This is a genomic window from Pseudomonas sp. IC_126 (genome assembly GCF_004331835.1).
In the GTDB taxonomy this organism is placed as follows: domain Bacteria; phylum Pseudomonadota; class Gammaproteobacteria; order Pseudomonadales; family Pseudomonadaceae; genus Stutzerimonas.
In genome coordinates this window covers 209,845-229,280 of sequence record NZ_SJSS01000006.1, presented here as the reverse complement: position 1 = coordinate 229,280, position 19,436 = coordinate 209,845, and the positions used below count along the sequence as shown (strand labels likewise).

The window sequence follows — 19,436 nt, the reverse complement described above, 5'->3', positions numbered from 1 at the left end:
TCAGAACGAGCGCGCTTCGTCAGCAGTTACGCTTTGCCACTGCCAATCGGTGGGCTGAAGCCCACCCTACGGCCGCCCTCCTTACGGCGATTCCCCCACCTTATTTCATCGTCGGCATCGAAAAATCGGCGCCAGCGCGGATACCCGTCGGCCAGCGCCGAGTCACCGTCTTCATCCGGGTGAAGAAGCGCACGCCGTCCGGACCGTGCATGTTCAGCGGGCCGAAGACCGAACGCTTCCAACCGCCAAAGCAGTGGAACGCCATGGGCACCGGGATCGGTACGTTGACGCCGACCATGCCGACCTGCACACGCTCTTCGAACTGCCGCGCGGTATCGCCGTCGCGGGTGAAGATCGAGGTGCCGTTGCCGTATTCATGGTCGTTGACCAGCTTCAGCGCCTCGTCGAAGGAGCTGACTCGCACCACCGCCAGCACCGGGCCGAAGATTTCCTCTTGGTAGACGCGCATCTGCGGCGTCACGCGATCGAACAGCGTCGGGCCGACATAGAAGCCATTCTCGTAGCCCTCGACCTTGATGCCACGCCCATCGCAGACCAGCGTCGCACCCTCTTCCACGCCGAGGTCGATATAGCCGCTGACCTTTTGCTGGTGCTCGCGGGTGACCAACGGGCCCATCTGCGGCTCGGGTTCGACGCCCGTGCCTGGGCCGGTGCGCAGCTGCGCGATTTCACCCTTGAGCATCTCGACCAGGTTGTCCGCCACCTCGTCGCCGACGCAGACCGCCACGGAAATCGCCATGCAGCGCTCGCCGGCCGAGCCGTAGGCGGCGCCCATCAGCGAGCTGACCACCTGCTGCGGATCGGCGTCGGGCATGATCACCATGTGGTTTTTCGCCCCGCCCAGCGCCTGGCAGCGTTTGCCGTGCGCCGAAGCGGTCGTGTAGATGTACTCGGCGATCGGTGTCGAGCCGACGAAGCTCACCGACTGCACGCGCTCGTCGGTGAGCAGCACGTCCACCGCTTCCTTATCACCGTTGACGATGTTCAGCACGCCGGCCGGCAGTCCGGCTTCGGCCAGCAGCTCGCCGAGCAGCATGGTCGCGCTCGGATCCTTTTCCGATGGTTTGAGGACGAAGGTATTACCGCAGGCGATGGCCACCGGCAGCATCCACAGCGGCACCATGGCCGGGAAGTTGAACGGGGTGATGCCGACGCAAACACCCAGCGGCTGCATCAGCGAGTTGGAATCGATGTCGCGGCCGACGTTGGACGAGAACTCGCCCTTGAGCAGGTGTGGAATGCCGCAGGCAAACTCCACCACTTCCAGCCCGCGGGTGACTTCGCCCTGGGCGTCGGAGAAGACCTTGCCATGTTCCAGCGAGATCAGCCGAGCCACATCATCGCGACGCGCTTCGAGCAGCGTCTTGAAGCGGAACATCACCCGTGCGCGCACCAGTGGCGGCGTCTTCGACCAGCCTTCGAAAGCGGCCTGTGCGGCGGCGATGGCCTCGCGGGTTTCGTCCGCCGAAGACAGCGAAACATACAGGCGCGGCTCGCCCGTAGCCGGGTTGTAGACGGTCGCGTGGCGTTCGGAGCGGCTAGCGACGGCCTCGTTGTTGATCAGGTTGCCGAGGGTCTGCATGGGGCTCACTCCTGGTTCCAGACGGTTTCGTAGAGGTCGATGATTTCTGCTTCGGTGGGCACGCGCGGGTTGTTGCCCGGCGAACCCGAGGCCAGGGCCTGATTCGCCATGGTTTCGCGCAGCTCGAAGAAGCGCTCTCGGGTAATGCCGAACTGCTCAGGGCTTGGCACCTGCAGCTCTTTGTTGATCGCGCGCAGTTCGGTCAGCAGCTTTTCGTTGGCCACTTCGACGCTGTCGTCCTCACCCGCCACGCCCATGGCCCGGGCGCAGTCGGCATAACGCTCGGGTGCGGAGGGAATGGAAAACGCGGTGATTGCCGGCAATAGCATGGCGTTGGACAGACCGTGCGGCACATGGAAAAACGCACCAATCGGGCGACTCATGCCATGCACCAGCGCCACAGAGGCATTAGAGAAGGCGATGCCAGCCAGGGTCGCACCGAGCATCATCGCCTCGCGGGCGTTGCGATTGCCCGGCTCGTGGTAGGCCGCGCGCAAGTTGGGCGCCAGCAGGCGCATGGCTTCGAGCGCCTGGGCATCGCTATAGAGGCTGGCCTTGCGGCTGACGTAGGCCTCGATGGCGTGGGTCAGCGCATCGATACCGGTGTCGGCGGTCACCCGCGGCGGCAGCGAAAGGGTCAGCTCGTAGTCGATCAGCGCGGCGACGGGCATGAAACCGAGGCCCGCGCAAAGCATTTTCTCGTCGCTGGTCTCATCGGTGATGATGGTGAAGCGCGTCGCTTCCGAGCCGGTGCCGGCGGTGGTGGGGATGGCAATCAGCGGCAGGCCGGCTTCGCTGACATCGCGCGGGAAGCGGTAGTCGCGCATCTCGCCACCAAACTTGCCGAGGATGCCGATGGCCTTGGCCGAATCGATCGGACTGCCTCCGCCGAGCGCGATGATCGAGTCATAGTTGCCTTGGCGCACCATTTCGACGCCGGCATGAATCGACGCCGCGGTCGGCTCCGGCAGCGTATCGGCGAAGCAGTCACTGGGAATGTCGGCCTTGGCCAGGGTCTCGCTGATCCGCGCCACGTAGCCCAGCTCGACCATCATCCGGTCGGTGACGATCAGCGGGCGTTTGCAGCCGAGGTTATGCAGCACGGATACGATCTGCTGACTAGCGCCGGCGCCGACTTCCATCAGGCGCGGCAGGACGATGCGATGGCTCATAGTGTTCTCCGGTGGGCCTCGCGAAGCGCTCTATCACGACGTGTATCCGCCAGATAAAGCACTTGCACGAACGATTGCACGGGGAGACTCAGGGTCTCGTTTGTTATTGGGGACGGCTCGCCTCGAAGCCAGACTAGAAGCAGATCGACCAACATTCAAGATAAAACGAGACATTTTTTCCCAATATAAGACTCGAGTACATGCCAGCTCGCTGACATGAGGCTTCTCGCGCGCAGAGCCGCATCTGCCAGCAAGCTGACTTGTGCTTGAAGGTTGGTGAACCCCGACTCAGGAATATTCGGGTGGATCGCTGGCGTCGGCCCCAGCCTGGTCGAGTAATTGTTGCAAGACCTTGTCGGCGTCATTCTGCAAGCGTTCGCGCGAGCGTCCGGCCTGTTCGCGCGCCGAGGCGTCATCGAGGCTTGCCATGTCGGCATCGACATTGATCAACGCGGCGCTGAGCCCCGCATGGATGAGCAGCGCGCCGGCCTGCACGTCACTGCGCACCACTACGGCAACTTGCGGCCAGGCCTCATTGGCCAGCTCCAGCGCCTCCAGGCAGCTGTGCGCAGTCGCCAAGGGCACGGCGCAGGCTTGGCGTGAGGCCGTTTGGAGATCGGCCGTATCGTCGCGGCTGGCGTGCAGATAATTTTGGAAGGCGCGTATATCCGCATCGGCAAACGCGCCGGGCCGGCCGATCAGGCCTTCAGCCGTTTGTAACAACCGACGCCGCGCGGGCTCGCTGCCGCGCGACTCGCTGATTCTCAGTCCCTTGAGCACTAGGGCCAGGCCAATATCCGAAACCACCGCAGCAGCGGCGCCACAGCCTGGTGTAGGCCGATCCGCCGCCGTCGCATCGCGGAAATCGGCCAGCGATAGCCGCCAGACGCTGTCACCAGCTGGGCTATCCATATTCAGACCGTGCCGTTGCCCCAGGCCAGCAGCACGTCGAGCATGCGGTTGGAGAAGGCCCACTCGTTGTCGTACCAGGCCAGCACCTTGACCAGATCGCCCTGCACGCGCGTGTGGCTGAGATCGGCCACGCAGGATGCCGGGTAGCCGAAGAAGTCACGCGAGACCAACGGCAAATCGTTGCACTCCATCACCCCGAGCGGCATCGTCTGCGCGCCGTCGCGCAAGATCTGATTGACCGCCTCGACGCCCGCAGGCGCACGTTCGGCAACGAAGGTGAGGTCCACCAGCGAGACGTTCGGCGTCGGCACCCGCACCGACAGGCCGTCCAGCCGCCCGGCCAGTTCCGGCAACACCAGCCCGATGGCTTTGGCGGCGCCGGTGGTCGAGGGAATCATCGACTCCGCCGCGGCACGGGCGCGGTAAAGGTCCTTGTGTGCCTTGTCCAGCAGGTTCTGGTCGTTGGTATAGGCGTGCACGGTATTGAGCAGGCCCTGACGAATCCCCATCGCCTCATGCAGCACCTTGGCCAACGGCGCCAGGCAATTGGTGGTGCAGGACGCATTGGAAATCACCCGCTGGGTGCCTAGCAGCTCGTGGTTGACGCCATAGACCACGGTCAGGTCGGCGCCATCGAGCGGGTGCGAGGCGAACACCCGGTTGGCTCCGGCCTGCAGATGCTGGTCGACCAACGCGCGCTTCTTGAACTTGCCCGAGCACTCCAGCACCACATCGACGCCGAGCTGCTTCCAGGGCAACTGCGCGGGGTCGCGCTCCTGCAGCAGTCGAATCGATTGCCCACGGATCTGCAGCATGTCCTCGTGCAGGTCGACCTGACCATGAAAGCGCCCGAAGGTGGTGTCGAAGCGCGTCAGATGCGCCATCGCAGCCCGGTCACTGAGGTCATTGATCGCCTCGATACGAATCTGGCTTTCCAGATTACGTTCGAACAGGGCTCGCAACACGGCTCGGCCAATACGGCCATAACCATTGATGGCAATACGCAACATGGCGGTCTCCCAGACGGTCGTTGAGGCTTGTGCAAGATTAGTCGGACGATCACGGTGGTCGTTCACTGCATCCGAAGAAGATCGCCGAACGGCGAACCCGAGCGGCCCACATCAGTCGTAACCAGACAGGTCCGCCAAGCCGGCCTGCCGGACACCGGAAACGAACACCAGAAAAGGGAACGAGCATGAGCGAGTCAACCCAGCCACCCTGGTGGAAAGGCGCCACCGTCTATCAGATCTATCCGCGGTCTTTCGCCGACAGCAACGAAGACGGCATCGGCGACCTCAATGGAGTGCTGCGCCACCTCAATCACCTGCAGTACCTCGGCGTCGACGCCCTGTGGCTGTCGCCGATCTTCCGTTCGCCGATGCGCGATGCCGGCTACGACATCAGCGATTACTGCGACATCGACCCGCTGTTCGGCTCGCTGGATGATATCGACCGGCTCATCGCAGAGGCGCATGCCCGCGGGATCCGCGTGCTGCTCGATTTCGTCCCCAATCACACCTCCGATCAGCACCCCTGGTTCATTGAATCTCGCAGCTCGCGGGACAACCCGAAACGCGACTGGTACATCTGGCGCGACGAGCCGAACAACTGGCGCGCCGCACTCAACGCCGGCAGCGCCTGGACCTGGGACGAGCACAGCCAGCAGTACTACCTGCACCTGTTCCTGCCCGAGCAGCCGGACTTGAACTGGCGCAACCCCGAAGTGGTCGAGGCGATGCATGGCGTGCTGCGCTTCTGGCTCGATCGCGGCATCGACGGCTTTCGCGTCGACGTTATTCATTGCACGGGTAAGGAGCCGACATTCGCGGACGATCCGCGCTGCCTGGCCGGTCAGCCGCTGGTGGAATTCAACGACCAGCCCTACAGCCACGAGGTATTGCGCGGTTTGCGCCGGCTGGTCGACAGCTATCCCGGCGAGCGCGTGCTGGTCGGCGAGGTCAATATCCGCTCAACAGAACGGGTGCTGCAATACTACGGGGCTGGCGACGAGCTGCACATGTCGTTCAATTTCCAGCCGCTGGACGCGCCCTGGGAGCCGGTGATGTTCCGCACCTGCATCCGCGACGTCGAGGCGCTGCTGAAGCCGGCCGACGCCTGGCCGACCTGGGTGCTGTCCAATCACGACAACCATCGCCAGCGCAGCCGCTATCAGGGTTCGTTGCGCAGCGCCCATGCCGCCGCGGTATTGCTGCTGACCCTGCGCGGCACGCCGTTCATCTTCCAGGGCGAAGAGCTGGGCTTGGAGGACGCGGTGATCGCGCCGGACAAGCAAGTCGACCCCGGCGGACGCGATGGTTGCCGCGCACCGATTCCCTGGCTGGCGACAGCTCCCCACGGCTGGGACGGCGACGAGCCCTGGCTACCCTTTCCGCCGGAAAGCGACGAACTGGCGGTCGAACGCCAGCTGCGCGCACCAGGCTCGACCCTTGAGCTGTACCGCCGCCTGATCGCCGCGCGCAAAGGCAGCCCGGCGCTGCTGCACGGCGACTGGCACGAACTGCCCTCGCACCCGAACGTGCTGGCGTACCGGCGGCAGCTGGGCGATGACCTGCGGGTGATCTGCCTGAACTTCGCCGATGAACCCCATGCCTTTCCGATCAATGGGCACTGGCAGATTGAGATTGCCAGCGACGCCCAGGGCGAAGGCGAACCCTACAGCGGCGAGCTGGCAGCAGGCCAGGCGTTGATTCTCAGCCCGGAGGAACACTGATGCGCCCACTCTGGTACCGAAATGCGGTGATCTATCAAGTCGACCCGTCCTTGTTTCTCGACGTCAACGGCGACGGCTGCGGCGACCTGCGCGGGGTTACCGAGCGCCTCGATTACGTGCGCGGTTTGGGCGCCACGGCGGTCTGGCTGATGCCCTTCTATCAATCGCCGTTCAAGGATGCCGGCTACGACGTCAGCGATCACCTGCAGGTCGACCCCCGTTTCGGCGATCTCGCCGACGTGGTGTACCTGCTGGAAAAGGCCGAGGAGCTGGGCCTGCACGTGATGATCGAACTGGTGGTGCAACACACCTCCACCGAGCATCGCTGGTTTCAGGAGGCGCGGCGCGATCGGCAGTCGCCTTATCGGGACTATTACATCTGGGCGGACGAGCCGGACGACAGCATCGAGCCGATCTTTCCCACCATCGAGGACAGCGTCTGGACCTGGGACGAGGAAGCCGGCCAGTACTACCGTCACCTGTTCTACAGCCATGAGCCGGATCTGAATCTGGCCAACCCGAAAGTCATCAAAGAAATCGAGCGCATCATCGCCTTCTGGCTGCGCCTGGGCGTTTCGGGCTTTCGCGTAGACGCCGCCTCACACTTGATCGAACAGGCCGGCGAAGGCGAAGGAGACGGCTACTGGCTGCTCGAACACATGCGCGATTTCGTCACCCTGCGTCGCCCGGAAGCGGTGCTGCTGGGCGAGGTCGACGTCGAGCCGGAGCAATACCGCGATTATTTTGGCGAAGGCGATCGACTGACCCTGTTGCTAAATTTCTGGGCCAACAACCACTTCTTCCTCTCGCTCGCACGCAGCGAGGCGGAGCCCCTGCATCGGGCACTGGAACACCAGCCGGAACCGCCCGAGCGCGCGCAGTACGCCATCTGGCTGCGCAACCACGACGAGCTGGATCTGGAGCGCCTGAGCGATGATGAGCGCGAAGAGGTGATGCAGGCCTTCGCCCCCGACCCAGACATGCGCGCCTACAACCGTGGCATCCGTCGGCGTCTGGCGCCGATGCTCGACGGCGACGAGCGACGTCTTGCCATGGCCCATGCGCTGATGTTCGCGCTGCCCGGTACGCCGATCATCCGTTACGGCGAGGAAATCGGCATGGGTGAGGACCTGTCACGGCCCGAGCGCCTGGCGGTGCGCACGCCGATGCAATGGTCCAACGAACCCAACGCCGGGTTTTCCTGCGCGGACGCGAAGCAGCTGGCCGCGCCGGTGATCGAAGACGGTGAGTTCGGCCATTCACGGATAAATGTGTACGCCCAAACCCTGCGTGACGACTCCCTGATGGCCAAGACCGGCAATATGATCCGTACTCGTATCGGTCTGCGCGAGATCGGCGGGGGCCAGCATCGACCGGTCGAGACGGGGTGTCCCTCGGTCTTTGCAATCCGCCATGACAACGATTCGACCGTTCTGATGCTGGTGAATCTGGCGGATCGCGATGTCGAGGTCGAAATCGCCGAGCAGGATTTGCAGGATATGGTCGACGTGCTGGCCGATAGCGATTACGAGCAGCCCCAGGGTCATCCGTTACGGCTACGTCTGCGCGGCTACGGCTATCGCTGGCTGCGCCGTAAACAGCAGCTGTTCGGCTAAGGCTCATGGAAATCCAACTCGATGCCGATGACTGGCGCGGCTGGCATACCGACGACTTTCCCACCGGCAGCTGGCGGCGCCACGACGGTGAGCTACAGGCCATCGCTGGCGCGCCGCGGGTCGATCTGGTGTCGAGGCGGCGCTATCGCGATTTCGTCCTGCGTTTTGAATTCGCCCTGCCGATCGCCGGAAATTCGGGCGTGCTCTACCGAGTCGAGGACGCTGCCGAACAGAGTTGGCACAGCGGCCCAGAGATGCAGTTGCTCGATGACGCCGGCCACCCCGACGGCCGCGAACCCACCACGCGCAACGGCGCGCTGTACGGGTTGCTGGCAGCCAAGCCGGAAACGCCCATCGAGCAGGGGGAGTTCGTCAATGCGGCAGTGAGTGTTCGCGAGGGTCATGTCGAACACTGGCTGCGCGGCCGTTGCGTGCTCGGCTATCGGCTCGACGATCCAGGTCTGCACGCCCGCATCGCGCAGAGCAAGTTCGCCGCCTTTCCACGCTTCGCCCAGGCCACGGAGGGCTTCATCGTGCTGCAGCACCATGGGGAGGCCGCACGCTTTCGCCGCTTGTCGATCGAAACGCCGGGCTGAAAGCTCCGCTTGGACCCGCACAAGGAATTGAGCGACAATGCGCGGCTTTCCAGGCAGCGGGAACGCTGGCGAAATGGATGCAGGATCGAAACGGGCTGGGCGCTCGCCATCGTGGCGTAGCGCCCAGTCGCCTTTCGGGACGGCGAATCGTCAGAAGTACCGGGCCGCCCACGCATGAGGTAGCGCGTTTGTGGAACAGCTGAAACAGAAGATCCGCGATGAAGGCATCGTACTGTCCGACCGAGTACTCAAGGTCGATGCCTTCCTGAACCATCAGATCGACCCCGTGCTGATGCAGCAGATCGGCCAGGAATTCGCCCGGCTGTTCCGCGACGAAGGCATCACCAAGATCGTCACCATCGAGGCCTCCGGCATCGCGCCCGCGATCATGGCCGGCCTGGAACTCGGCGTACCGGTGATCTTCGCTCGCAAGCATCAGTCGCTGACCATGACTGACCATCTGCTGACCGCCTCGGTGTATTCGTTCACCAAGCAGGTGGAAAGCACCATCGCGATCTCCACCAACCATCTGTCGGCTGCCGACCGCGTGCTGATCATCGACGACTTCCTGGCCAACGGCAAAGCGGCCAAGGGCCTGGTGTCGATCATTCAGCAGGCCGGGGCGAGCATTGCCGGGCTCGGCATCGTCATCGAGAAATCCTTCCAAGTCGGTCGTCAGGAACTGGAAGAAGCGGGCTTCCGCGTCGAATCGCTGGCCCGCGTCGCCGCGCTGGCGGATGGCCAGGTGGTTTTCGTCGAGTAACGACCCTCCGCGTTACTCTCTGCGCCACAGCGTCACCAGCGCGCCCTGGGTCCCGGCGATCGGGTCACTGACCGGTACGCCGACCCGCTCGGCGCGCGCACGCGCCTCATCATGGCTGCGCTCGTCCGGGCGCAGCAGATCGTACTGCTGCCCCACCGGGTAGCCGCCGACCACCTCGAAGTCCTCGCTGGCGCTCAGCCGACAGTGGCCGGTACCGGCCGGCAGCACCAACGCGTCACCCGCACGCACCTCGACTTCCTGCCCATGCTCGCCGCCAACCATCAGCCGCGCCGAGCCACGCGAAACGCCGAGCACTTCATGGGCGGTGGAGTGAAAGTGATGATAGTCAAAGACGCTCGCGCGCCATTGCGCCGGCCACAGATGGCTGTTGAACAGGTTCTCGAAGGCGCTGGCGTAGTCATTATCGGCCAGCGGTAACTGCCGGTACACCAGCACCGGATGCGGGCTGTTCGGCGTGCGGCCGTCACTGGAAAAATGCAGCTGCTCGGGTTGCGGGGCGGAACTGGGCATGGGCACCTCATCGTCATGCCAAGGGCCGGTATCACGCCGGCCCTCGGAACGGGTTCGTAGATTCGACCCGATGCTCCGCAGCTTTTCTCCCCGCCAGAAACGACAAAGCCGCCCGAAGGCGGCGATGTCTGTCCAGCAGAAGCTTAGAGGCCGGACATGTGCTGGATGGCGGCTTTCAGCTCGTCGTCCGAACAATCGGCACAGGTGCCTTTAGGCGGCATGGCGTTGATACCGCTGATGGCATGCTTGAGCAAGCCATCCAGGCCGCCCGCTGCGTCGGCACGGGCCGTCCAGGCGGCAGAGTCGCCGGTCTTCGGTGAGTTGAGCAGACCGGAGCCGTGGCAGGCGGTGCAGAACTTGCCATAGACGTCTGCGCCACTGCGAGCGGCGCCGCCAGCGGCAGCAGTTGCCGGACCGGCCGCTGCACACTCTTCACCTTGAATACATACTTCACCTACCGGCTTGAGTCGCTCGGCGATGTCGTCGTTGGTCGCAGCCTGAGCGCTCATTGCCCACAGGGCCACTACGGCAGTCTGTGCTACCAGGATCTTCTTAATCAGGTTCACCTTACACCCTCATGTGGCTAGACACGCCCGCGGCCACGGTTACGCGGGCGGCGGCTAGTATAGCGGCAAGCCATGCTTGCCGAAACAACCCATATCGCGCAGGCCTGCCCAGCGACGCCGTGTCGCACCGCCAGCTCACCTGCGCAAATGCTGCCGGGCAGGTTCAGAAATTCGCGGGCGTGGTCGCGCTGATCAGCTTGGCAGGCGTATCGAACGGATTACGGAAACGATGCGGTTTGCTGCTTTCGAAGTAGTAGCTGTCGCCGGTTTCGAGCAGATAGGTCTGCCCGCTCACCGTCAGTTCCAGACGCCCCTCGACCAACATGCCAGCCTCTTCGCCCTGGTGCGCCAGCATGTCCGTACCGGTATCGGAGCCGGGCGGGTAAGTTTCGGAGAGAAAAGCGATGGCCCGTCCCGGATGCGCCTTGCCGACGAGCTTCATGCTCACCGCGCCGTCGGAAATATCGATCAGCTCGCCCGCTTTATAGACCACCTGGGTGTCACTGTCCTGCTCGAAATCGGGTGAGAAGAACTCAACCAGCGACATAGGAATGCCGCTCAGCACCTTTTTCAGCGAGCTGATGGACGGGCTGACGCTGTTCTTTTCGATCATGGAAATCGTGCTGTTGGTAACGCCTGCACGTTTGGCGAGTTCGCGCTGGGACAGGCCCTTGAGTTTGCGGATGGTTTGCAGTCGAACGCCGACGTCCAATACGGGAGCCCTCAATCAAGCGCGAAAAACAATGCCGCTATGATGGCGAGGGCGTTCAGTATTTTCAACACATCAAATGGAATGAAGGGACTGACGGCGACAGGCGAAATTTACTCCGGCAGCGCCGCCACGACCGACAGCTCGACGAGGATTTCCGGCTCGCAAAGTTTGGCTTCGACGGTGGCGCGTGCCGGCGCGACGCCGTCGGGCAACCACTGATCCCAGACCGCATTCATGCCGGCAAAGTCGGCGTCGATGTCCTTGAGGTAGATGGTCACCGACAGAATGTGCTGCTTGTCCGTGCCGGCCTGACGCAGCAGCCGCTCGACGTTGTCGAGGGTTTCGCGTGTCTGCTGCTCGACGCCGGCACTCATGTCCTCACCCACCTGACCGGCCAGATAGACGGTGTTGCCGTGGATGACGATCTGGCTCATGCGTACATCAGTGTGCAGGCGCTGTATGGGCATGCTTGCGCGTCTCCTTGGTTTTGCCGTAACGGGAAATATCCAGCCCGTTGGTGCTGATCTGGGTGCGCCTGGAGGCCAGCAGATCGGCAAGCAGGCGACCGGACCCGCAGGCCATGGTCCAGCCCAAGGTGCCGTGGCCGGTATTGAGGAACAGGTTGCGATAGGCCGTGGCGCCAATGATCGGAGTGCCGTCCGGCGTCGCCGGTCGCAGCCCGGTCCAGAGTTCCGCATTGCCCGGATCGCCACCCAGCGGAAACAGATCACCGACGACCATTTCCAGGGTTTCGCGCCGGCGCGGATTGAGCGTCAGGTCGTGACCTGCTATCTCGGCCATCCCACCCACACGGATACGCTGATCGAAACGGGTGATGGCGACCTTGTAGGTTTCATCCAGCACCGTGGATACCGGAGCCATGGTCGGGTCGCTGATCGGCACGGTGAGCGAGTAGCCCTTGAGTGGATAAACCGGAGCGCGGATGCCCAGCGGCTTGAGCATTTGCGAGCTGTAGCTGCCCAGCGCCAGCACATAGCGATCGGCGGTTTCCAGCTTGCCGTCGATCCACATGCCGTCGAGGCGGTCGCCGGAATATTCCAGGCGCTGAATGTCCTGATTGAAGCGGAACTCCACACCCAACTCACGTGCCATCTCGGCCAGCTTGGTGGTGAACAGCTGACAATCGCCGGTCTGGTCGTTGGGCAGGCGCAGCGCGCCGCTGAGTTTGTCGGCCACCTTGGCCAGCGCCGGCTCGGCACGGGCGATGCCGGTGCGATCGAGCAGTTCGTAGGGCACGCCGGATGCTTCCAGCACGGCGATATCCTTGGCGGCATTGTCCAGCTGCGCCTGGGTGCGGAACAGCTGAGTCGTGCCGCATTGCCGACCTTCGTAGTCGATGCCGGTTTCGGCCCGCAGCTCGTCGAGGCAATCCCGACTGTATTCGGACAGCCGCACCATGCGCTCCTTGTTCACCGCATAGCGCGCCGCCGTACAGTTGCGCAGCATCTGAGCCATCCACAGGTATTGCTGGATGTCGCCGGTGAGCTTGATCGCCAGCGGTGCGTGCCGTTGCAGCAGCCATTTGATGGCCTTGAGCGGCACGCCGGGCGCAGCCCAGGGCGAGGCGTAACCGGGCGACACCTGCCCGGCGTTGGCAAAGCTGGTTTCCATCGCCACGGCCGGCTGGCGGTCAACGACCACCACTTCGAAGCCGGCGCGAGCCAGATAATAGGCACTGGTCGTGCCGATCACTCCACCACCCATCACCAGAACACGCATCGCTGCCTCCCACCCGTTCGCTGCCGGGCTTTTTCGAGTCACTGTTGATGCGGAGTATAGAAAGTGTCGACTAGTGGCTTTACCCATATAAACGGCTATATTTGCGTTTTATTCACGTCTAAAACGCTTTTCTTGGAGGCGATAAACCTATGCGAACCAAGCATCAGACCCGTCGCGAGCTGGACAAGATCGACCGCCAGATCCTCCGTCTGCTCCAGGCAGAAGGCCGCATGCCCTTTACCGAGCTGGGCGAACGCATCGGCCTGTCCACCACGCCTTGCACCGAGCGGGTCCGCCGGCTGGAGCGCGAGGGCATCATCATGGGCTACACCGCGCGACTGAACCCGCAGCACCTCAAGGGCGGGCTGCTGGTGTTCGTCGAGATCAGCTTGGCCTACAAATCCGGCGATATCTTTGAAGAGTTCCGCCGCGCCGTGCTGAAGCTGCCGCACGTCCTGGAATGCCATCTGGTATCAGGCGACTTCGATTACCTGATCAAGGCGCGCATTTCGGAGATGGCCTCGTACCGCAAGCTGCTGGGTGACATCCTGCTCAAGCTGCCGCACGTGCGCGAATCCAAGAGCTATATCGTCATGGAAGAGGTGAAGGAGTCGCTCGAACTGCCGGTGCCAGAGTAGTGGCCGGAAGCTGGGAGCCTGGACTGTGGCCTTTCTTCTAGCTTCTAGCTGCTTTTTGCTCCCCAGCCCGACTCCGGTCTACCCTTGAAGCACGCCATCAACTCAAGGTTCGTTCATGCACACCCGCCAAGCGGCCATTCACAGCGAAGATCACGCAGCCTCCTATTACGCAGCCAGCGTCAACCAGCGGCTCGCCCTGTCACGCCTGGAAGGTGAGCAGGTTGCGGACGTCTGCGTCGTCGGTGGCGGCTTCAGTGGGCTCAATACAGCGATCGAATTGGCCGAGCGCGGCCTGTCGGTGGTGTTGTTGGAAGCGCACCGGATCGGCTGGGGCGCCAGCGGGCGCAACGGTGGCCAGTTGATTCGCGGCGTTGGTCATGACGTCGAACAGTTCCAGTCGATAATCGGTGCCGAAGGCGTCGACGCGCTCAAGCGCATGGGCTTCGAGGCGGTCGATATCGTCCGCCAGCGTATCGAGCGCCATGCCATCGACTGTGATCTGACCTGGGGCTATTGCGATCTCGCGACCAAGCCGCGACATGTCGAGGGCTTCGACGCCGATTACGCCGACCTCATGCGCCTGGGCTATCCGCATCCGCTGCGCCGCGTGGCGAAGGATGCCATGCGCGAGGTGATTGGCTCCGATCGCTACGTTGGCGGCTTGGTGGATATGGGCTCGGGACACCTGCACCCGCTCAATCTGGCGCTCGGGGAAGCCGCCGCCGCGCAGTCGCTGGGCGTACGCCTGTTCGAACAGTCGGCAGTCACGCGAATCGATTACGGTCACGAGGTGCGCGTGCATACCGCGCACGGCAGCGTCCGCGCCGGACAACTGGTGCTCGCCTGCAACGCTTACCTGCGAGGATTGAATCCGGAACTCGCCGGCAAAGTACTGCCAGCCGGCAGCTATATCATCGCCACCGAGCCGCTGCCCGAGGCGCTGGCCCATGAACTGTTACCGCAGAATATGGCGGTCTGCGATCAGCGGGTAGCGCTGGATTATTTTCGCCTCTCGGCCGATCGGCGCTTGCTGTTCGGCGGCGCCTGCCATTATTCCGGGCGCGACCCGCAGGACATCGCCGCCTATATGCAGCCGAAGATGCTCGAGGTGTTTCCACAGCTGCGCGGCATAGGCATCGATTTCCAGTGGGGCGGGATGATCGGCATCGGCGCCAATCGGCTACCTCAGATCGGCCGACTGCCCGATCAGCCTAACGTGTACTACGCCCAGGCCTACGCCGGCCACGGGCTGAACGCCACCCACCTTGCCGGGCGACTGCTTGCCGAAGCCATCAGCGGCCAGGTTCAAGGACGATTCGATCTGTTCGCCCGCGTACCGCACCCGACTTTCCCTGGCGGCCAGCGGCTGCGCTCTCCGCTGCTGGCATTGGGCATGCTCTGGTACAGGCTCAAGGACCAGTTCTGAATTTCACCGTTGCGCTGACGTCCAATCGTCATGGAACCCTAACAACGAAAAGGTGCTCCTTGCGCAAACATCTGGTGTTCGTGGCGATGCTGTTGCTGGCAGGCTGCGCCGGGCAGCTGGTTACCGCACCCACGAGCCACGCCCTGCCAAGCCAGGATTCGGAACTGGGACGGCGAATCGAAGCGTTGGCCGTCGACCAGCCGTCCGGGCATTCGGGCTTTCGCCTGCTGTCTTCCAGCGCCGAAGCCTTCGCCGCTCGAGTCAGAATGATCCGTGCAGCCCAGACGAGCCTGGACGTGCAGTACTACATCGTCCACGACGGCCTCAGCACCCGTGCATTGATCGACGAAGTGCTCAAGGCTGCCGATCGCGGCGTCAGGGTCCGCTTGCTGCTCGACGACACGACCAGCGACGGCAGCGACTATCAAATCGCAACCCTGGCAGCCCACCCGAACATTCTCATCCGCGTTTTCAATCCCCTGCATGTCGGGCGCAGCAACATCGTTACCCGCACTGTCGGTCGACTGCTGCATCTTTCACTGCAGCATCGGCGCATGCATAACAAGCTGATGTTGGCCGATAACAGCCTGGCCATCGTCGGCGGGCGTAATCTTGGCGACGAATATTTCGATGCCGAAAAAGGCTTGAACTTCACTGACATCGATCTGCTTGGCGCCGGGCCGGTGGCCCGGCAGCTGGCGACCAGCTTCGATCAGTACTGGAACCATGGTCTCAGCGTCCCTATCCAGCATTTCCTGCGCAGTCCCCCTAGCGTCGCGGCGCTGGACGAAGCGCGCCAGCAGATCGTGGAGTACCTGCAAGCGGAGCGCCAGCGCACTCCGCAGCGCTACCAGAGGCTGATGGCAGAACTGGACGGGCCGCCTCTGGCGCAGTGGCTGCAGGGGCTGATCTGGGCGCCCGGCGAAGCCATGTGGGACCACCCGGACAAGATCACCGCCGACGGCATTCCCGACGAGCACCTGCTGCTGACCACCCAGCTGCAGCCAAGCATGGACGCCGTCACCCGCGAGATGACGCTGATTTCCGCCTACTTCGTCCCCACCCAGGACGGAGTGGACTACCTCACGCACCACGCCGAAAACGGCGTGGCCATCCGCATTCTCACCAACTCGCTGGAAGCGACCGATGTCCCTATCGTGCATGGCGGTTACGCACCCTATCGTCGCGAGCTGCTCGAAGCCGGCGTGCGTTTGTTCGAGCTGCGCCGGCAGCCTGACCAAGAGGCGTCCTACAACCTGAGCGGTGAGTCGGAATCGAGCCTGCACAGCAAGGGCGCAGTATTCGACCGGCAGGAAGTTTTTCTCGGCTCGTTTAACTTCGATCCGCGTTCGGTTCTCTGGAACACCGAAGTCGGCATTCTGATCGAGAGCACCGAACTGGCCGGGGAAGTCCAGCGGCTGACACTTGAAGGCACCTCGCCGGCGGTAAGCTACGAGGTCCGACTGGTCGAGCTCGACGGTGAAAAGCAGTTGGTCTGGATCGCTGAAGACGAGGGCCGGCGCAAGGTGCTCCTGGATGAGCCAGGTGGCGCCTGGCGGCGTTTCAACGCCTGGTTCAGTCAGTGGATCGGGCTGGAACGGATGCTCTGAGCGACCTTTGCAACGTATCGAGGTTGCAAGGTATTTCCGCCAATCTACCCAGCGAAACCGCCGCCTCGCTTGCTTTCGCTTCTCGCCATGGTACCAAGGTGCCATCGGGCAGCTAGGCTGCCGCACGATGCCGGATACGGCACTGCTTCTATAAAAATAAAAAGGAGCGCGACATGCATCATCGTAAATGGATATTGATGGTGATTGTGCTGGCGAGCTGGTTCCCAGCGCTGCTCAATTCCGCCCAGGCTCAATCCTTCACCGCTCTGGAAAGCATGCAGATCCATGCCAACCGTGCGGCCAGCAGTCTTCTGCTCTACCGCGGCGAAGGTTTTCAGAAAGCCCATCTGGCAAGGATGGAAGGCGACCTCAAGGCACTAACCGACACGCTGAACAGCTTCCCCGCCGCCAGTAACAAGCTGCGCGAGCTGCATCAGACATTGCAGGCCACACTGCGCGAAGGGGCTGGCTTCGGTTACGAAGAAGACGACATGCCCTGGGGTTGGCCGCTGCAGATGAGTAAGGCGCTACGCGACTTCCTCAGCGAGGTACGCAGCCAGCAAGGCGCTGACTTCCGCGCCGAACTGCCAGCCAAGGTGGAATACCTGACCGTTCAGTACCTGAGCCGCGCCTACGTGGGCTCCTTCGAAACGGCTCGCGAACAACCGGACACCTACCTTGGGCAGGACGAGCGACACCTGGTGCCCTCCATCGATGAGCAACTCGCCGCCCTGGACAGCCAATCAAACCCAGCCATCGCCAAGCTGAAGACCCGCTGGGATTTCCTCAAGGTGGCGCTCGAAGACATGAACAGCGGCAACAACAGCTTCAATACCGCGTCTGGCCGGCCGTTCGCGCCCATCATGGTGGACCGCCATGCCCGCAGTCTCAGCGATCAGTGGATGGCGCTCGTTCCCTGACGGTGCGCCAGGTCAGGCATCGATCGGGCGCTGACGCAGCCGTACCGGCCCGACTCGCGCCTCGATGGCCTGACGCAACGGCTCGCGCAAGCCGAGCATGAACCCCAGTTCGGCCGCGACGAATAGCGGCCCGATGATCAGCCCGGTGAGATCGTCGACGAATGCGGGCTTGCGTCCTTCGTAGTAATGCCCGACGAATTGGATGATCCAGCCCACCACGAACAATCCAACCCCCGCGCTCAGCCAGATGGCGGTCGTCTGCTGCGCCAGCTGGGCACCGACCCAGACGCAGAGCAGCAACACCACCCCCATGAGTGCGCCGAAGCGCAGGTCCAACCGCAGATAGAACAGCACCGAGGCCAATGCGACCAACGCAACCGGGCTCAGCCAAAGTCCAGAAACCTCCACGCCGGGACGCGACAGCAACACCGCGACGGCCAGCACGATCATCGGAATGCCAATGAAATGGCTGAGCAGGTTGCGCGGGTCGCGGTGATAGGCAGCGTACTGCGCCAAGTGGTCGGTCAGGGTTTTCATAGGGCGAGCTCCAGATGCTGTCCGGCAAGCTTAGCCAGCTTGTCGATATGCGGGGCGGCAACCCGTGGTGGACGAGTGCCAAAGGTCAAGGCGCTTGTGCCAACGCGCCATTGCCCGCTAAGGCTCGGGGCGATAGCCCAACCGCAGACCACCCCAATGACGGCCGCCCACCATGATCGGCACCGAAAGGTCATGCATCAACTCGCCGGTGTCGCGGCTATAGGTTTGCAATAGCACCTTGCGCTGGTGGCTGCCACAGCGCCCGCCGGTGCGGTCATTGAACAGCCGCTTGCTGCGACTCTTGACCTTGTCGACCTCCGGATCGCCGACCGGAGGCTGGCTGAAGGCGCGGTTGTGGGTCGGCACGTAGCCGTCCGGCGTAGTGGCGATGGCATAGATCAGCGCATCGTTACGCTCCAGCAACGGCTCCTGAATGGCCGGCAGGACTTCGTCGGCATAACGATCGGAGCGAGTGCTATAGCGGATCGGATTGGTCCCCGGCTGCGCTTGGTAATTGCGATCGAAAAGATCATCGACCGTCAGCCGACCGGCTTGTAGATCCGCCTCGAAGCGCGCACCGATAGCCGCCGCGCCCTCTCGTGCCAGATCGAAGATGCCCTGGTGATAGTCGTCGAGCTGCACTTCGGCGAGCTGCTCGCTGACTGTTTCCGCCTGGCCGACGAGCTTCTCTGCAGACTGCTCCAGCTGACGGGTTTGAGTCTCACTCTCCAGCACGTCGCCACGCAGTTGGTCCAGTGCTACGAAAAGCTGCGCGAGTCGCTCGTGATTATTGGCGGTACCGGAGGCAATTTCCGCCACCTGGGTTTCGACATTGCCAGCCAGATCGGCAATACCGGTGAGCTGGGCGCCGGTGCCTGCAATCTGCTCGGCGGCTTCGTCGAGTTCGCTGGCCTGTTTCTGGATATGGCTGACCACCGCCCCGCTCTGCTCGCGGATATCACTCACCATTCGTCCGACCGCTTTGGTGGCGCTGCTGGTGCGCCCGGCGAGGTTGCGCACCTCATCGGCGACCACCGCGAAACCGCGGCCGGCCTCCCCGGCACGCGCGGCCTCGATCGCCGCGTTGAGCGCAAGCAGGTTGGTCTGGCTGGCGATGGACTGGATCACATCTGTGATCTGACGTATCTCTTCAGTGCGCGCAGAGAGCCCGTCGAGCAGCTCGCGACTGGCTTCGGTCTGTGCGCTGAGCCGCTGCATGCGTTCGATAGCATGCTGCAGTTCGGCTCGACCGCTGTCGCTGCTGCGCCGCACCGCTTCGGCGGCCTCAAGTGCATGGCCCGCGCGACTGGCGCTGTCCTGCTCGGTCGCGGTCATCGCCTCGGCGCCATTGGCTATCTCGCTG

The 19,436-nt window shown here is 63.2% G+C and carries 19 protein-coding genes; 8 read left to right on the top strand and 11 right to left on the bottom strand.

Features of this window, described 5'->3' with window-relative positions; genetic code table 11:
- Positions 1 to 100 precede the first annotated feature (100 nt).
- The 4 genes from E0D86_RS18335 to gap form a co-directional block, all read right to left on the bottom strand.
- Positions 101 to 1,603, bottom strand: coding sequence for a CoA-acylating methylmalonate-semialdehyde dehydrogenase (locus E0D86_RS18335; RefSeq protein WP_131651471.1), 1,503 nt, complete (start codon positions 1,601 to 1,603; stop codon positions 101 to 103).
- A 5-nt stretch (positions 1,604 to 1,608) separates the two neighbouring features.
- Entirely contained in the window at positions 1,609 to 2,775 is a 1,167-nt protein-coding gene (locus tag E0D86_RS18330; RefSeq protein WP_131651470.1) for an iron-containing alcohol dehydrogenase, read from the bottom strand.
- A gap of 288 nt (positions 2,776 to 3,063) precedes the next feature.
- On the bottom strand, positions 3,064 to 3,687 hold the full coding sequence (locus E0D86_RS18325) for a cyclodeaminase/cyclohydrolase family protein (RefSeq protein ID WP_131651469.1): 624 nt from the start codon (positions 3,685 to 3,687) through the stop codon (positions 3,064 to 3,066).
- A 2-nt stretch (positions 3,688 to 3,689) separates the two neighbouring features.
- A complete protein-coding gene (gap, locus tag E0D86_RS18320) occupies positions 3,690 to 4,697 on the bottom strand; it encodes a type I glyceraldehyde-3-phosphate dehydrogenase (protein WP_131651468.1) in 1,008 nt (335 codons plus the stop codon).
- Positions 4,698 to 4,882: 185 nt separating this feature from the next.
- Here gap and E0D86_RS18315 point away from each other — a divergent pair, with 185 nt between their 5' ends.
- From E0D86_RS18315 to xpt, 4 genes are all read left to right on the top strand, one after another.
- A complete protein-coding gene (locus tag E0D86_RS18315) occupies positions 4,883 to 6,418 on the top strand; it encodes an alpha-amylase family glycosyl hydrolase (RefSeq protein WP_131651467.1) in 1,536 nt (511 codons plus the stop codon).
- Positions 6,418 to 8,034 carry an alpha-amylase family protein gene (locus E0D86_RS18310; RefSeq protein ID WP_131651466.1) on the top strand — a complete coding sequence of 539 codons (1,617 nt, stop codon included), beginning with the start codon at positions 6,418 to 6,420 and terminating at the stop codon, positions 8,032 to 8,034. Before E0D86_RS18315 ends, E0D86_RS18310 begins: the two co-directional genes overlap by 1 nt.
- A gap of 5 nt (positions 8,035 to 8,039) precedes the next feature.
- Positions 8,040 to 8,630, top strand: a complete 591-nt coding sequence (locus E0D86_RS18305) for a DUF1080 domain-containing protein (RefSeq protein ID WP_256681265.1) — start codon at positions 8,040 to 8,042, stop codon at positions 8,628 to 8,630.
- 190 nt (positions 8,631 to 8,820) lie between these two features.
- Entirely contained in the window at positions 8,821 to 9,393 is a 573-nt protein-coding gene (gene xpt, locus E0D86_RS18300; RefSeq protein ID WP_131651465.1) for a xanthine phosphoribosyltransferase, read from the top strand.
- 12 nt (positions 9,394 to 9,405) lie between these two features.
- Here the strand turns inward: xpt and E0D86_RS18295 are convergent, their stop codons facing one another.
- The 5 genes from E0D86_RS18295 to dadA form a co-directional block, all read right to left on the bottom strand.
- Complete coding sequence (locus E0D86_RS18295; RefSeq protein ID WP_131651464.1) at positions 9,406 to 9,924, bottom strand: cupin domain-containing protein; 519 nt, start codon at positions 9,922 to 9,924, stop codon at positions 9,406 to 9,408.
- Positions 9,925 to 10,067: 143 nt separating this feature from the next.
- Positions 10,068 to 10,490 (bottom strand): cytochrome c5 family protein, encoded by a 423-nt coding sequence (locus E0D86_RS18285; RefSeq protein WP_131651463.1) that lies wholly within the window; start codon positions 10,488 to 10,490, stop codon positions 10,068 to 10,070.
- A 163-nt stretch (positions 10,491 to 10,653) separates the two neighbouring features.
- Positions 10,654 to 11,202 (bottom strand): cupin domain-containing protein, encoded by a 549-nt coding sequence (locus E0D86_RS18280; RefSeq protein ID WP_131651462.1) that lies wholly within the window; start codon positions 11,200 to 11,202, stop codon positions 10,654 to 10,656.
- A 110-nt stretch (positions 11,203 to 11,312) separates the two neighbouring features.
- The gene (locus tag E0D86_RS18275) at positions 11,313 to 11,669 is read right to left on the bottom strand and encodes a RidA family protein (protein WP_131651461.1); all 357 of its coding nucleotides are present in this window, start codon (positions 11,667 to 11,669) and stop codon (positions 11,313 to 11,315) included.
- Entirely contained in the window at positions 11,644 to 12,942 is a 1,299-nt protein-coding gene (gene dadA / locus E0D86_RS18270) for a D-amino acid dehydrogenase (protein ID WP_131651460.1), read from the bottom strand. Before dadA ends, E0D86_RS18275 begins: the two co-directional genes overlap by 26 nt.
- 149 nt (positions 12,943 to 13,091) lie before the next feature.
- Between dadA and E0D86_RS18265 the strand changes: the two genes are divergently transcribed.
- The 4 genes from E0D86_RS18265 to E0D86_RS18250 all read left to right on the top strand — a co-directional run bounded on the left by E0D86_RS18265 (position 13,092) and on the right by E0D86_RS18250 (position 17,536).
- The gene (locus E0D86_RS18265) at positions 13,092 to 13,580 is read left to right on the top strand and encodes an Lrp/AsnC ligand binding domain-containing protein (RefSeq protein ID WP_045431082.1); all 489 of its coding nucleotides are present in this window, start codon (positions 13,092 to 13,094) and stop codon (positions 13,578 to 13,580) included.
- Positions 13,581 to 13,695: 115 nt separating this feature from the next.
- The gene (locus E0D86_RS18260; RefSeq protein ID WP_131651459.1) at positions 13,696 to 15,006 is read left to right on the top strand and encodes an FAD-binding oxidoreductase; all 1,311 of its coding nucleotides are present in this window, start codon (positions 13,696 to 13,698) and stop codon (positions 15,004 to 15,006) included.
- Positions 15,007 to 15,065: 59 nt separating this feature from the next.
- On the top strand, positions 15,066 to 16,616 hold the full coding sequence (locus tag E0D86_RS18255) for a phospholipase D family protein (RefSeq protein ID WP_177493067.1): 1,551 nt from the start codon (positions 15,066 to 15,068) through the stop codon (positions 16,614 to 16,616).
- Between the two features lie 173 nt (positions 16,617 to 16,789).
- Positions 16,790 to 17,536 (top strand): hypothetical protein, encoded by a 747-nt coding sequence (locus tag E0D86_RS18250; RefSeq protein ID WP_131651458.1) that lies wholly within the window; start codon positions 16,790 to 16,792, stop codon positions 17,534 to 17,536.
- A 12-nt stretch (positions 17,537 to 17,548) separates the two neighbouring features.
- Here E0D86_RS18250 and E0D86_RS18245 read toward each other — a convergent pair whose 3' ends face one another.
- Together E0D86_RS18245 and E0D86_RS18240 are read right to left on the bottom strand one after the other, a co-directional pair.
- Entirely contained in the window at positions 17,549 to 18,073 is a 525-nt protein-coding gene (locus E0D86_RS18245; protein ID WP_131651457.1) for a DUF962 domain-containing protein, read from the bottom strand.
- A 117-nt stretch (positions 18,074 to 18,190) separates the two neighbouring features.
- Positions 18,191 to 19,408 (bottom strand): methyl-accepting chemotaxis protein, encoded by a 1,218-nt coding sequence (locus E0D86_RS18240; RefSeq protein WP_371924092.1) that lies wholly within the window; start codon positions 19,406 to 19,408, stop codon positions 18,191 to 18,193.
- Positions 19,409 to 19,436: the final 28 nt, after the last annotated feature.